At 56.6% G+C, this 14,780-nt stretch carries 11 protein-coding genes; 8 read left to right on the forward strand and 3 right to left on the reverse strand.

Annotated elements, in window-relative coordinates; genetic code table 11:
* Positions 1-83: 83 nt before the first annotated feature.
* From QWI16_RS08465 to QWI16_RS08480, 4 genes are read left to right on the forward strand one after another with little or no spacing between them, the layout of a single operon-like run.
* Positions 84-4,907, forward strand: a complete 4,824-nt coding sequence (locus QWI16_RS08465; protein ID WP_302712368.1) for an NAD-glutamate dehydrogenase — start codon at positions 84-86, stop codon at positions 4,905-4,907.
* Complete coding sequence (locus QWI16_RS08470) at positions 4,904-6,364, forward strand: NAD-dependent succinate-semialdehyde dehydrogenase (RefSeq protein WP_368045287.1); 1,461 nt, start codon at positions 4,904-4,906, stop codon at positions 6,362-6,364. Before QWI16_RS08465 ends, QWI16_RS08470 begins: the two co-directional genes overlap by 4 nt.
* A complete protein-coding gene (locus QWI16_RS08475) occupies positions 6,348-6,581 on the forward strand; it encodes a DUF2835 domain-containing protein (protein ID WP_302712369.1) in 234 nt (77 codons plus the stop codon). The genes QWI16_RS08470 and QWI16_RS08475 overlap by 17 nt, the downstream gene beginning before the upstream one ends.
* A 51-nt stretch (positions 6,582-6,632) precedes the next feature.
* Positions 6,633-7,670 (forward strand): quinone-dependent dihydroorotate dehydrogenase, encoded by a 1,038-nt coding sequence (locus QWI16_RS08480; RefSeq protein WP_302712370.1) that lies wholly within the window; start codon positions 6,633-6,635, stop codon positions 7,668-7,670.
* A gap of 82 nt (positions 7,671-7,752) precedes the next feature.
* Here QWI16_RS08480 and rmf read toward each other — a convergent pair whose 3' ends face one another.
* Entirely contained in the window at positions 7,753-7,977 is a 225-nt protein-coding gene (gene rmf, locus QWI16_RS08485) for a ribosome modulation factor (RefSeq protein ID WP_302712371.1), read from the reverse strand.
* 447 nt (positions 7,978-8,424) lie between these two features.
* On the opposite strand from rmf, the gene rlmKL reads away from it, so the two are divergent.
* Both rlmKL and QWI16_RS08495 read left to right on the forward strand, forming a co-directional pair.
* Positions 8,425-10,665 (forward strand): bifunctional 23S rRNA (guanine(2069)-N(7))-methyltransferase RlmK/23S rRNA (guanine(2445)-N(2))-methyltransferase RlmL, encoded by a 2,241-nt coding sequence (rlmKL, locus tag QWI16_RS08490; protein WP_302712372.1) that lies wholly within the window; start codon positions 8,425-8,427, stop codon positions 10,663-10,665.
* Positions 10,662-10,931, forward strand: a complete 270-nt coding sequence (locus tag QWI16_RS08495) for a hypothetical protein (protein WP_302712373.1) — start codon at positions 10,662-10,664, stop codon at positions 10,929-10,931. Before rlmKL ends, QWI16_RS08495 begins: the two co-directional genes overlap by 4 nt.
* A gap of 19 nt (positions 10,932-10,950) precedes the next feature.
* Here the strand turns inward: QWI16_RS08495 and QWI16_RS08500 are convergent, their stop codons facing one another.
* Positions 10,951-12,780, reverse strand: a complete 1,830-nt coding sequence (locus QWI16_RS08500; RefSeq protein WP_302712374.1) for an ABC transporter ATP-binding protein — start codon at positions 12,778-12,780, stop codon at positions 10,951-10,953.
* Between the two features lie 79 nt (positions 12,781-12,859).
* On the opposite strand from QWI16_RS08500, the gene QWI16_RS08505 reads away from it, so the two are divergent.
* Both QWI16_RS08505 and QWI16_RS08510 read left to right on the forward strand, forming a co-directional pair.
* Positions 12,860-13,249, forward strand: coding sequence for a hypothetical protein (locus QWI16_RS08505; RefSeq protein WP_302712375.1), 390 nt, complete (start codon positions 12,860-12,862; stop codon positions 13,247-13,249).
* Between the two features lie 38 nt (positions 13,250-13,287).
* On the forward strand, positions 13,288-13,833 hold the full coding sequence (locus tag QWI16_RS08510; protein ID WP_302712376.1) for a hypothetical protein: 546 nt from the start codon (positions 13,288-13,290) through the stop codon (positions 13,831-13,833).
* A gap of 68 nt (positions 13,834-13,901) precedes the next feature.
* Here QWI16_RS08510 and QWI16_RS08515 read toward each other — a convergent pair whose 3' ends face one another.
* Positions 13,902-14,756 carry a pirin family protein gene (locus tag QWI16_RS08515; RefSeq protein ID WP_302712377.1) on the reverse strand — a complete coding sequence of 285 codons (855 nt, stop codon included), beginning with the start codon at positions 14,754-14,756 and terminating at the stop codon, positions 13,902-13,904.
* Positions 14,757-14,780: the final 24 nt, after the last annotated feature.

Consider the following 14,780-nt stretch of genomic DNA (forward strand, 5'->3'; position numbering starts at 1 on the left):
GCGGGAAAATCATCTAGGCTTAGGACACCACTGCCGGTGGTGTGAGAAGGTTTTACACGCATTTATCTACGGAGTCGATCTCTATGGAACACGCTGACAACTGGGCATTTGATGTGGAGGCCGTTGCCAAACGGGTCAGTGAGCCTTTGCCCGCTCGCGAGCAGGCAGGTTGTGCAGAATTTGTACGGTTGTTTTTTCACCATTATCCCACGGGTGATATGAAAGGTCGCGCGCGCTGCGATATCGATGCCTCCCTGCACTGGTTGTGGAAGATGCTGAATGCTGGGGGCGATCTGCCCCGGGTCGAGGTGTTTAACCCCGAGGCGGAAAAGCTCTGGCAGCTGCCCCATACGCTTGTGGTTGTTCACCAAAAGGACATGCCTTTTCTGGTGGACTCGGTGCGCATGGAGCTGACCGCGCGCAACATCCCCATCCACAGTATTAAAAGTACGCCTTTTTGCGCAGAGCGGGTCGGCGGAGAGCTAGTCGGTGTTGCCAGCGCGCAGACTCGCGAGGCGCCAGCCGAGGCGCTTATCTACCTGGAGGTGGGCCGGATCAGCGATCCGCTGCTGCTGCGTGAACTCACCGCGTCCATTGAGCAGGTGCTCGCCGATGTCAGCAAAGTAGTCGAGAATTTTGCGCCTTTGAAATCGCAGGTTCTGGCTGTCGCCGACGCGCTCGATCCGGTAAAAGAGGATAACCGCTTACAAGATGTCAGCCAGACACAAGCGTTTCTGCGCTGGCTCGCCGATGACCATTTTACCTTCCTGGCCTACGCCGAGTTTGATTTGCAAGAGCGTGACGGGCGCCAGGTATTGGTGGAAAACCGAAGTGCCCGGCTTGGACTGTTTGACGACGCCAGTAAAACCAAAACCAAGACTTTGGATGATGCCCATCCGGGGGTTGCCCGCTTTTATCTCTCGCCCAGTGCCATTGCTTTTTCTAAGTCGCCGCAGCGATCGCGGGTCCATCGCAACGCCTATCCGGACTATGTGGTGATAAAACGCTATGACAGTGACGGCAAAGTCTGTGGAGAGGCGCGCTTTCTCGGGCTCTATACATCGAGTGTCTACAGTATTTCTCCCAATCGTATTCCGCTGCTGCAGGATAAAGTCCGACAGATTTACGAGCGTATTGGCTTGAATGTCTGGAGTCACGAAGGCAAGGCGCTCGAGCAAGTGATTGAAACCTTTCCCCGCGATGAACTCTTCCAGTCGAGCGCGGCCGAGCTGTATGACACTCTGCAGGGTGTGCTATCGATCAGCGAGCGCTACCAGGTGAGACTCTTTGTGCACCGTGATCGCTTTGGCAAATTTGTCAGTTGCCTGGTGTATGTGCCGCGCGATTTATTCTCTACTCGGGTTCGGCTCAAAATTCAAAAACACATTGCCGCCACCGTGGGAGCCTGTGATGAAGAGTTTAATACTTTTTTTTCCGAGTCGGTGCTGGCCCGGGTGCATCTGGTCTTTCGCATTCCCAAGGGCAAGGTGCTCGATGTTGATGAACAGCAGCTGGAGCGGGAAGTAGCCGATTTGGCGCGCTCCTGGGAGGACAAGCTGTTCGAGCATCTCAAGAACGAAGGCGATGAAGAGCGGGCGCGGGGGTTGCTTAAACGTTACGCCGATGCCTTTAGTCAGGCCTATCAGGAGGCCTATCGGGCGCCGGCGGCCAGCCGCGATATCGCCATCATTGAACGTATGGGTATCGACGATCAGCTGGCGATGGACATAGTGCCGAGCGATGTAGACGGCTTGGTACGACTGAAACTTTTCTACCGACGCGAACCCCTGGCTCTGTCGGATGTCATTCCGGTGCTGGAGAATTTCGGTTTGCGGGTGGTATCCGAGCACCCCTACCCACTGCGTCTGAGTGACAACGGGGTGATCTGGCTGCACGATTTTTCTCTCGCCCCGCAGCTATCGGTTGAGGTGGATATCAACGCATCGGCGGATAAGCTCAAGACGGCCTTCTGGTCGGTGTGGCAGGGCAAGGCGGAGAACGACGCGTTCAACAAGTTGGTGCTGGCGGCATCGCTCGACTGGCAACGAGTCAATATGTTGCGTGTGTACGCCGCCTATATGCGCCAGACGCTGTTTCACTACGCTCATGACTACATCGCTCAAGCTCTCGTGAATCAAGTGTCTTTGGCCGGCAAACTGTGCGAGTACTTTCGGATCAAATTCGATCCGGAGGAAACGGCTGATACGCAACAGGCACTGGAGGCTCTTGCCAGTGAAATCAGCGAGGCTCTCGAGTCTGTGCCGGATCTCAGCGAAGATCGCATCGTGCGTCACTATTTGGCTCTGATGCAAGCCACGGTGCGCTGCAATTTTTATCAGTCGCGTGGGCGGGATTATCTCGCGCTAAAACTCAGACCGCGCGAGTTGGCCGATGTGCCCGAACCCAAGCCGCTTTACGAAATTTTTGTCTACTCGGCGAGGTTTGAAGGCGTTCACCTGCGCGGGAGCAAGGTGGCGCGCGGGGGGCTGCGCTGGTCCGATCGGCTGCAGGACTATCGCACCGAGGTGCTGGGCCTGGTAAAAGCTCAGCAGGTGAAAAACGCGGTGATTGTTCCCAGCGGCGCCAAAGGTGGTTTTGTTTGCAAGGCCGCAGCTGGCCTTGATCGCGATGCCCGGCAAGAAGAAGGCGTTGCCTGCTATCGGCAGTTTATCAGTGCGCTACTGGATTTGACCGACAATCTCGTTGATGGCGAGGTGGTCGCACCAGAGCAGTTGGTACGTCACGATGATGACGATCCCTATTTGGTCGTGGCAGCCGACAAGGGCACGGCGAGCTTTTCCGATATCGCCAATGACATTGCCCAGCAGGCGGATTTCTGGTTGGGCGACGCTTTCGCTTCAGGTGGGAGTCAGGGCTATGACCACAAGGCCATGGGGATCACCGCCAAGGGGGGCTGGGTCTGTGTCCAGCGCCACTTTAAAGAGCGCGGCGTGGATATTCAAAGCGAGTCTATTAGCGTGCTCGGCATTGGTGATATGGGCGGAGATGTGTTTGGCAATGGCATGTTGTTGTCCCGCGCTATCAAGCTGACAGCGGCCTTTAACCACATGCATATTTTTATCGATCCGAACCCCGACCCAGAGGTGGGTTTTGCCGAGCGCGAGCGTCTGTTTAATCTACCGCGCAGTCAGTGGACCGATTACCAGAGCGATCTTATCAGCGACGGTGGCGGTATTTTTGAGCGTTCGGCAAAATCCATCAAAATTACTGCTCCCATGAAAGACCGGTTTGGACTCACTGAGGACAAGTTGACTCCCACGCAATTGATTCATCAGCTGCTGCGGGCGCCGGTGGATTTGATTTGGAATGGTGGAATTGGCACCTATGTCAAATCCGCCGATGAGTCTCACGCTCAGGTGGGCGACAAAGCCAACGACGGCCTGCGGGTTGACGGGCGCGACTTGCGCTGCAAGGTGTTTGGCGAAGGCGGTAATCTCGGCATGACACAGCGGGGGCGGGTGGAGTTCTGTCGCGCCGGCGGCGCTTGTAACACCGATTTTATCGACAATTCTGCCGGTGTCGATTGCTCGGATCATGAGGTCAATATCAAAATTGCTCTCGCTGAGCTGGTGAAAGCCGGGCAACTCGGCGAAGACGAGCGCAATCAGCTGCTCAAGGAAATGACCGAGGAAGTCGCCACCGATGTCTTGCAAAACAACTATCGCCAGGCGCAGGCCATTAGCCTGATGCAAAGTGATGCGGTGAGCCGCAGCGCTGAGTTGCGACGTTTTATCACCTCCCTGGAGTCCCAAGGGCGGCTCAATCGTTCGCTAGAATTTCTACCTGGCGACGAGGATCTGGCTGAGCGTCACGCCGCTGGCGAAGGCTTAACCCGTCCGGAGCTGGCGGTGCTTATGGCCTATGCCAAAGTGGGTCTGAAGGAGGATCTCGCCACAGAGGTTATCAGCCAAGACCCGAGCATCGCTCCTTTGTGTGAGCGCGCGTTCCCAGCGACGCTTCAATCGCGCTATCGCGAGACACTACACCGCCACCAGTTACGCGAAGAGATCATCGCTACGCAGCTGACCAACGAAATCGTCAACTATCTCGGGGCCACTTTTGTCCAGCGCATGCAGGATGCCACAGGCGTCAGTGCCGCTGCAGTTGCCAGAGCCTACTTGGTCGCCAGGCGCACGAGTGAGCTGGACACTCTGTGGCGCAAAGTGGAAACGCTCGACTTTGAAGTGGATGCGAATGTCCAGCAACGCTTGATGAAACAATTGATGCGGCGCATGCGGCGCAACACTCGCTGGTTTTTGCGCAACCGCCGCGGCGAAATGAACATTGGCCAGCAGTGTGACGTGTTTCAACCCCGATTGGCTAGGGTCCATGATTTGATACTCGAGCGGCTCGATGACAGTGCCCGTGAGAACTGGCAAAAACGTATTGACGCCTTTGTGAACGACGGGGTGCCCGAGTCTTTGGCAACGGCGATAGTCTCCCCTGGCTATCTCTACTCGGGCCTTGGTATTGTGGATGTTGTTCACTCAAGTGGGGCATCGGAGGAGCAGGTTGCAGAGCTCTACATGGCGCTGGTCTCGCGTTTGCGACTGGATGGCTTTGCGCAGCAATTATCGGAGGCGCGGGTCGAAACTTATTGGCAGGCGATGGCCCGCGAGGCCTACATGGATGATCTCGAATCACAAGTGCGCAGTATAACCGCCACCTTGGTGTCGGCGCTTGGCGAGCAGGGTGTGGAATCCGTGGTATCGCAATGGGCCGAACGTCATGCTCTGATGCTCGGGCGTTGGAACACTATGGTGACCCACGCCCAATCTGCGGCGTCTACTGACTACGCCATGTTCGCGGTGGCGCTGCGGGAACTGCTGGATCTGTCGCAGGTCTCCCGACATAGGGAAGTTGAACAGCAAGAGGTTTCCAAATGAGTATTGAACTGAAAGATGCAAATCTGTTTCGCCAGCGCTGTTACCTCGATGGCGAGTGGGTTGAATCAAGTGCAGGTAAGACGATTGATGTGCTCAACCCGGCCGATGAGCGATTGATTGGTCAGGTTCCCGAGCTTGAGCGTGAGCAAGTGATTCACGCGCTTGAGCGGGCACAGGCGGGCTTTGAGGCTTGGCGCAAAGCTGGCATTATAGAGCGCTCGGCGTGCCTGCGCCGCTGGTACGAGTTAATGCAAGAGCACAAAGAGGACCTCGCCCGGATTATGACGGCGGAGCAGGGCAAACCCATCGCCGAGTCGCGGGGCGAAATCGATTACGCATCGTCTTATATCGAGTGGTTTGCCGAAGAGGCCAAGCGCGGTTATGGCGAGCTGATCCCGCCAGCCAAGCCACAGCAGCGTATTCTCGTGACTCCCGAGCCTGTGGGAGTAGCGGTGGCGATTACACCTTGGAATTTTCCGGCGGCGATGATTACCCGCAAGGCCGCCGCTGCCTTGGCGGCGGGTTGTTCCATGGTGGTAAAGCCCTCGGGCCTGACGCCTTTCAGCGCCCTCGCTATGGCCGAGTTGGCCGATAGGGCCGGCTTCCCCAAAGGGGTATTTTCGGTGGTGACCGGCGCCTCGTCGATGATTGGCGAGGTGTTCACAGGCTCCACCATCGTCAAGAAGCTCAGCTTTACCGGCTCGACGGCAGTGGGTCGCAAGTTAATGGAGCTTAGTGCGCCGCGCTTACACACCTTGTCCCTGGAGTTGGGCGGCAACGCGCCGTTTCTGGTTTTTGATGACGCCGATTTGGATCTGGCGGTTAAGGGCGCCGTTGCTGCCAAGTTTCGCAACACCGGGCAAACGTGTATTTGCCCCAACCGCTTTTTGGTACAGGACTCGGTGCACGAAGCATTTGTTGGAAAATTAAAAGAGGCCTTGGCCGAGCTCAAGGTAGGCGATGGCTTCGATGAGCAGGTACAGCAGACCTCGCTGATCAATCAAAAGGCAGTGGAAAAGGTTCAGCGTCACTACGATGACGCCCTCGCCAAGGGCGCCAAGAGTGTACTCGGTGAGCGGCCCGGCGCCCTCGCGCGCAATCGCGTGGCGCCGATCATTCTCACCGGCGTGACAACCGATATGCAGCTCTGGCAAGAAGAGACCTTCGGCCCGCTGGCGCCAGTGATGGCGTTTGGCTCAGAGGAGGAGGGTATCGCCCTGGCCAACGACACGCCCTTTGGCCTGGCAGCTTACTTTTACTCGCGCGGTGTCGATCGCTGCTGGCGCGTGGGAGAGGCGCTCAAGTCCGGCATGGTGGGCGTCAACGAAGGTGGTATTTCCAATGCGATGGCGCCTTTCGGCGGTGTGGATCAGTCCGGCTTTGGCCGTGAGGGTGCCCGCCAGGGCCTGGCGGAGTACCAGCAGCTGAAGTACCTGTGCTATGGCCGCGCCGAATAATGCCGTCATTTTGAATCTGACCATTAGCGCGGAAAAGCTCGAGCGCTGGTATGAGGGCAGTGCCAGAGAGGTACTGGCTTATTCGGTGGATGGCAGAAAGATTCGTTTTCCGGTGTCGATTCTCAGGCCCTTTGTCACCCACAGTGGTATACGTGGCCGTTTTCAGATTGTTTTCGATGGAGACAACCGCTTTAAAAGCATTCACAGAATCGACTAAGCCGGCTTTTTTAAGTATCCTTGCGGCCATTTCACGCCAGAGAGATGCCCCATGTACACCACCGCGCGCAAGCTGCTGTTCAAGCTCGATCCCGAAACGTCTCACGAGTTGAGCCTCGACTGCCTGGGCGCAGCAGAGCGCTTGGGCATTCTCTCGCTCATGAGCAAGAAAGTCCCGGAAAACCCAGTAGAGATCATGGGGCTGCGTTTTCCCAACCCGGTAGGGCTGGCGGCGGGATTAGACAAGAACGGCGATTATTATAACGCCCTGGGCCGGCTCGGCTTTGGCTTTGTGGAAATCGGCACCATCACGCCCTTGCCACAACCTGGCAACCCCAAGCCGCGACTGTTTCGCCTGCCAGAGCAGGGCGCGATCATCAACCGGATGGGCTTTAACAATAAAGGCGTTGAGCACCTGTTGGCGCAGGTGAAAAATCGCCGCTATAAAGGTGTGCTCGGAATCAATATCGGCAAAAATGCCAAGACGCCTGTGGAGAATGCCCTGAGTGATTACCGGATTTGTCTGCGTAGGGTCTATGCCCACGCTGACTATATTACGGTAAACGTGTCATCGCCCAATACACCGGGTCTGCGCAACCTGCAGTTTGGCGAGAGCCTGAAAGCACTGCTCGGGGGAATCAAGCGCGAGCAGCGTAAACTCGCCGATGAGCAGGAGCGTTACGTGCCCATAGCGGTAAAAATTGCGCCGGATATGAGTGAGGCAGAGATTATCTCCGTGGCAGAGACGCTGCTTGATCTTGAGCTTGACGGAGTCATCGCTACCAATACCACCATTGGCCGTGAGGGTGTGGAGTCGGACCCTCAGCACGGTGAGGCGGGCGGCCTGAGCGGTGTACCGGTGCGCGATAAAAGTACCCAGGTGATTAAAACCCTAGCCTCGGTGTTGCAAGGGCGGCTGCCGATTATAGGAGTGGGCGGCATTGATAGCGGTGAGGCGGCCGCCGAAAAAATCGCCGCTGGCGCTAGCCTGGTGCAGGTGTATTCTGGGTTTATTTATCGGGGGCCGGCCCTGATCAACGAATGCGCCGCGGCCATTGCCCGTCAACAGGGGCAGAGCGAGGGGGCATAAAAAAGCCCGCTTGCGCGGGCTGGATCTGCGAGTAGCAGATCGTGCGGTGGTAAATCCTAACGAATTGTCAAAGTCTGTTGTGCTATTGACGCATACCTCCGTGAGCTAAATTGCTGAGCTTTTGCACCTGTGCCATCCGATTGAGACCGTCCCACTGATCGGTGCGCGCTTCGCGCCAGCCACTCATCCATTGCTGTCGGGCCTGGCCAGACTCATGGGGGCAGAGACTTCTGGATCGCCCGTCAATACCGGCCTGGTAGCCTTTACCGAATGCTCGTTCAATATGATCACGTTTTTGGCGTTTCATGCTTAGCAATACCTCTGTTTGTCGTTAAGATGACAGCCGGGGTTTGCAAGACCAAACCTATGAGGGCCGTCGATGTCGTCGCTGAGATTGCGTAAAGCCAAATGCCTCCCTGTTGATGGGTTAGCGATTCAGAGTCTGGCCAATTTCGGACACAAGCGTACCGCGATGCCGAGTAGGTACGAAGGCATCTGGCGGCCTAAGGGCCGGACACTGTGATTGGATTACCCGCTGCGATGGCCGGACCTTGGCCGGCGCGCTGACTATTTTCAGCAGCGGGAGAGTCAGTACACCAAAATGTAATGGCTGTGTGAACGAATTTATTCTTATAGGGAATTGGCCTGATAGATCACTAAGGACTTAAAAGTGAACGAAACGCGATCATCCGCTCGCAAACGCGCGCAGTGCCTGGGATCTGGGCCTTAGATAAAAAACCGAAGCAGAGAGACTATGTCAGAGACAACGTCAGAGACAACACAATTTTTTGCCACCTGCCCCAAGGGCCTCGAAGGCCTGCTTCTGAGTGAGCTTGAGGCTCTGGGAGGGCTTGGCTGCCGCGAAACCGTGGCAGGGGTCTATTTCAGCGGGGATTTGGCCATGGCCTACCGCGCCTGTCTCTGGTCGCGTCTTGCCAATAAAGTGCTGCTGCCTGTCGCCAGCGGCGCCGTGCGCGACGCTGACGAGCTTTATCAGCTGGTGAGAGGGGTCGATTGGTCTGGGCATCTGGCACCTGAGGGAACGCTCTTGGTGGATTTCAGTGGCCAGAGTCCCGGCATCCGCAATACGCAGTTTGGCGCCGTCAAGGTCAAGGACGCTATCGTGGATCATTTGCGCGAGCGGTTTGGCACGCGTCCGTCGGTGTCGAAAACATCGCCGGACTTGAGAGTAAACGCTCGTCTGAGCCGTGGTAAAGCGGTGATCAGTCTCGATTTGTGTGGTGAGAGCCTGCACAGACGTGGCTATCGTAAGCAGCAAGGGGAAGCGCCGCTCAAAGAGAATCTGGCGGCCGCGATTTTGCTGCGTGCGGGGTGGTGCAGTGGTGCTACAGAGACGGCCCTGATCGATCCGATGTGTGGCTCGGGTACCTTCTTGATCGAGGCGGCCCTGATGGCGGCCGATATTGCGCCCGGTCTAATGCGCCCAACCTTTGCCTTTGAGAAATGGCTGGCCCATCGCAGCGATCTGTGGGAGGCACTCCAAAAAGAAGCTCGCGAGCGCAAGGCACGCGGTCTGGAGCAAGCGTCCCTGCCTGAGATTCGCGGCTATGATGCCAACCTCAAAGTCATCCGGGCGGCGGAAGAGAATATTGAGCGCGCGGGACTGGACGATTGGCTCAGGGTCAGTCGCAAAGAGCTGCGCGAGTTCAAGCGCCCGACCCATTCGAATCTGGACACTGGCCTGGTGGTCACTAACCCTCCCTATGGTGAGCGGCTGGGCGAGATCGAAGCGATGAAAATTCTTTACGCGCACCTCGGCGAACGGCTGCGGGAAGAGTTTAGCGGCTGGCGCGCGGCGGTGTTTACCGGCAACCCTGAGCTTGGCAAACAGATGGGACTGCGGGCCGGGAAAAAATACAAGTTGTTTAACGGCGCCATTGCCAGCGAGCTCTTGCTGTTCGAAGTGCAGCCGGAGAAGTTTGTTCAGGCTCGCCCGCAAAGCTCGAGCCCTGGGGATGAGCCCGCCGAGCGCCCGACCAAAGTTCTGAGTGACGGGGCACAAATGCTGGTAAACCGTTTGCAGAAAAATGCCAAGAAGCTCAAGCCTTTTCTCAAACGCACCCATGCCAACTGCTATCGGCTCTACGATGCGGACATGCCGGAGTACGCCTGTGCTGTGGACGTGTACCACGGTAAGCTGCCTGGCTCTGATCAGCGGCGCACAATGGTGCACGTGCAGGAATACCAACCGCCGCGTTCGGTGGATGAGAATAGGGCGGCTGAGCGCTTTGCCGAGATTGAAGCGGCTGTGCCGGTTGCATTGATGGTGGATGAGACCGAGGTCAGTTACAAACAGCGCCGGCGCAATCGCGGCAGCAGTCAGTACGAAAAACTTGATGGCGCTCGCGATGAGATGCTCGAGGTGCACGAAGGCCAGGCGCGTTTGCTGGTGAATCTCTGGCAGTATCTGGATACCGGCTTGTTTCTCGATCACCGGCCACTGCGCTTGCAGATAGCTCAACTGGCCAAGGGCAAGCGTTTTCTAAACCTGTTTTGCTACACCGCCGCTGCCAGCGTGCAAGCGGCTGTGGGAGGCTCGAGGTTTACCTTGAGTGTGGATATGTCGCAGACCTACCTCAATTGGGCAAGGCGCAATCTGGCGCTGAACGGTTTGTCTGAATCGCGCAATCGCCTTGAGCAGGCCGACTGCATGCAGTGGCTCGCCAAGGCGGATCAAAAGTTTGATTTGATTTTGCTCGACCCGCCGAGCTTTTCCAACTCCAAGCGGATGGACGATGTTCTGGATGTTCAGCGCGACCATGTGTTTTTAATCGATAGCGCCATGCGCTTGCTCGAGAGCGAGGGCGTCCTGTTTTTCTCCAACAACCTGCGCAGTTTCAAACTCGATGAGCAGGCGCTGACCTCCTACGAGATCCGCAACATTACCCAGAGCACTATTGATGAGGATTTTTCCCGCAACGGCAAGATACATCACTGCTGGGAAATTCGTCACAGGGCTGGTAAGGGCGGATGATCAAGCGGCTGCTTAACGTTCTTTGGAAACGCAACCCGGTAACCCGGGTGGTTTACGCACGGGCCGAAAAAGAATTAAAACTGATTGCACTGAGTTTGATACTGGTATTGCTGTGCGCTTTGCCCTTGATGATCAATATGACCTTTTCGCTGATTGAGCCAACACCGCCGGCTCTGGTGTATTTGTTTGCCGGCGGGGCCGTGTTGGCGCATCTGGGTTTTTTGGTGGGTTTGAGCCTGCTGATCTACAAGAACTTGTTTCGCTGAATGGCCGCTTCAAGGTTAGTTACTCCTCGCCCAAAAAACCACCCGATTGATGCGCCCAGAGTTGGGCGTAGAGTCCGCCGCTGGCTATGAGCTCACTGTGACTGCCTTGCTCGACGATGCGACCGGCGTCCATGACCACCAACCGGTCCAGCGCGGCGATGGTGGACAGGCGGTGTGCAATCGCAATCACGGTTTTGTTGGTCATGAGTGCGGAGAGATTGTGTTGAATCACTGCTTCGACTTCCGAGTCCAGCGCCGAGGTGGCTTCATCCATAATCAGAATGGGTGCGTCTTTGAGCAGCACCCGGGCGATGGCAATGCGCTGGCGCTGGCCACCTGAGAGCTTAACGCCGCGCTCGCCCACGTGCGCGTCGTAACCGGTGCGCCCCTTACTGTCTTGCAGCGTCAGAATAAAGTCGTGCGCTTGTGCCTGCTTGGCTGCCGCCACCATTTGCGCCTCGGTGGCATTTGGCCGACCGTAGAGTAAGTTATCGCGTATGGAGCGATGCAGCAACGAGGTGTCCTGGGTGATCATGCCGATGTTCTGGCGCAGGCTTTGTTGCGTTACCGAATTGACCGCTTGCCCGTCGATGTTCAGAGAGCCCTGCTGTATATCGTAAAATCGCAGCAACAGATTTACCAGAGTTGACTTGCCGGCGCCTGAGCGTCCCACAACGCCAATTTTTTCGCCGGGCTTGACGTTCAGGGTGAAGTCTCTGATGACGTCTTCGTTATTGCCGTAGTGAAAACTCACGTGTTCAAAATCAATGCGGCCCTGGCTGACTTGCAGGGCGGCGGCCCCCTCGGCGTCGGTTACCGTCAGCGGCTTGGACAGGGTGCGTGCGCCGTCGTGCGCGGTGCCGATATTTTCAAAAAGCGCCGAGATTTCCCACATGATCCATTGGGACATGCCGTTGATCCGCAGCACCATGGCCAGGGCGGCGGCTATGGCGCCGGTGCTGATGGCGGCCTGTGACCATAGCACGATGCCGAGCACGCCCAGAGAAAAGATCAGCACTGAATTCAGCGTCCAGACGCAGGTGCTGAGCACGGTTACCAAACGCATTTGCGGGTGCACGGTTTGCAAAAAATCATCCATAGCCTCGCGGGCATAGGCGGATTCGCGTCCGGCGTGCGAGAACAACTTGACTGTGTGAATGTTGGTATAGGTATCGACAATCCGGCCGGTCATCTCCGCTCGGGCGTCGGCCTGGCGAGTGGATATTTGCCGCAACCTCGGCAAAAAATAACTCAGCAGCGCCACATAACCGGCCAACCATAACACCATGGGAATGGCAAGGCGCCAGTCCAGCGCCGCCATAAGCAACACCATACTGCCAAAATACACACAGATGTATACGGCAACGTCCAACAGTTTCATGACGGTCTCGCGCACGGCGAGAGAGGTTTGCATCAGCCTTGTGGCCAAACGGCCGGAAAATTCATCCTGAAAAAAATTCACACTCTGTTGCAACAAATAGCGATGGGCCTTCCAGCGAATGGCCATGGGGAAGTTGCCGAGCATGGTTTGATGGATAAGCAAGGCGTGCACAAGAATGATCAGCGGTAAACCAATCAGTAGCGTTACCCCGATGATCGCTAGTGGGGTGCCGTAATCCTGCCAGAGCGTTTCCGGGGTGGTGCTGTTGAGCCAATCCACAAGACTGCCGAGCGCGCCAAACAGCGACACCTCAATCAATGCAATCGTCGCCGAAATGGCGGCCATAGCCAGCAGGTAGCGCTTGGCACCGCGGGTATAGTGCCAACAAAAGGCAAAGAGCGTCGCCGGCGGCGGACCGACGGGGGCCTCGGGAAAGGGTTTGAGGAGCCGTTCGAAAAATGAAAACATAGGGCTTTAACTTCCTGGCGGGGCCGGATATGCTGGCGGGCGATTGTAACAAATGCACATGTGAAGTTGTGTTATACCCATGAGAAAAGGTTTACTGGTTTACGCGGCAGGCAGTTTAGGGGCTTTGGTCAGCTCATTGGCGCTGTGGCTTGCCGGGCGTTATGGCTTGGTTCAGGTGCTCGATGTCAGCCTTGCGCCCGGCTTGTCGGCTGCCTGGCTCTATCCGCGGCTGGTGTGGGGCGGTCTCTGGGGCTTTTTGTTTTTGCTCCCCGTGTTTGGTAGCCGCTGGGTCTGGAAAGCCCTGGTGCTGGCATGGGTTCCAACCCTGGTACAGTTGTTTGTCATTTACCCCTATACCACCGGCTACGGGGTGGCCGGTCTGGAATTGGGAATGCTCACCCCTGTGGTTGTCTACGGCATCTATGTTATATGGGCGCAGGTGACGGCGTTAACGTTGCGGCTTGCGTAAATTCAAGCAGCCTGGGGCTGCTCTTTTGGGAGAATAGAATGAAAGGTGTAACTCGAATTCTGTGTCGGTCTCTGGCCACCTTAGTTATGTTGGTGCTGACCTCAGCGGCGCTCGCCGATGTGACGCTGAATGAAAAAGCGCTGGATAACTGGCTGGCCACTACCAAGGATTTTATGCCGATGCAGGAAGTGTTTGAATCCATCAGTAAGGATTCGGCCATTGCCAGCCAGTACACCGAAGAGGAGTTCAAGGCCCTGAGCTTGGAGAAGCAGGACGAGTTGCTTGATGACATGCTCAAAGAACAAAACGCCTACGACAAAGTTTACAAGGTTCTCAACCAGCACGACTGGGGCAGCGCCGGCGATTACATGCGGGTAAGTTCACGCCTGGGTATGGCCATAGGGGCCCATATGCGCGATTTGATGATGCAGAGCTTGCCTCCCGAGCAACAACAGATGATGCGGGAAATGGCCGGTGAAGTGGACGCTGAACCGGAAGATGTGGCACTGGTTTCCCAGCATTGGGAGAAAATCTCGTCGTTTATGGCCGAGAATATGGACACCAGCGATATGCCCATGCCCTGAGAAACTTAGCGATTTGCAAAATTAAAAACTACTAAAAAAGGCGCTCGATGAGCGCCTTTTTCGTGGGGCTAACCTGCCAGCTGGCCGGCACGGTAGTCGTTAATGGCCTGCTCGATCTCCTCGGCGGTGTTCATGACAAAGGGGCCGTATTGGGCAATGGGCTCGCCAATAGGTTTGCCGCCAATAACGAGTAAACGCACTGCTTCGTCTCCAGCAGAGAGTGTCAGCTGGTCGCCACTGCTTAGGAGCCCGGCCTGACTGACTTGCAACTGGCGCAGATCCTCGCCCACCAGCAGGTTGTCGCCCTCGTAGAGGTACACGAACACCTGGTGCTGCTCGGGTAGGCTCAATTCAACTCGCCTTTTCGCGGGCAGCTCGATATCCCAGTACAGTGGCTCTGTACTCAGGCCGGCGATCGCGCCGCGGGTTGTTGTCTGCGCGTGCGCCAGCTCCCCGGCAATCACCTTGACGCTGCCGCCATCGGCCAGAGACACCACGGGAATCTCCGCCGCGGCTATGTCCCGATAGGCCGCAGGCTTCATCTTTTCGGCCGCCGGTAAGTTGATCCACAGCTGAAAGCCGCGCATTCTGCCTTCAATTTGCTGCGGCATTTCCGAGTGAATAATGCCTCTTCCAGCCGTCATCCACTGCACGTCTCCTGCGCGCAGATCGCCTCTGTTGCCCATATGATCTTCGTGCAACATGTGGCCGTCGAGCATATAAGTGACTGTCTCAAATCCCCTGTGCGGATGCGAGGGGAAACCCGCCAGATAGTCAGAGGCGTTATCAGAGTTAAACTCGTCCAGCATCAGTACCGGATCAAAGCGCGCCGACTGTGACTGGCCCAGGCTGCGCTTGATTTTGACGCCGGCGCCATCGCTGGTGGAGACGGCCGGAATAATGTGTCGTAATTGTCGGGACATAATGTGCCTCCTGTAAAAGTAAGG

The organism is Gilvimarinus algae, assembly GCF_030518215.1.
In the GTDB taxonomy this organism is placed as follows: Bacteria; Pseudomonadota; Gammaproteobacteria; order Pseudomonadales; family Cellvibrionaceae; genus Gilvimarinus; species Gilvimarinus algae.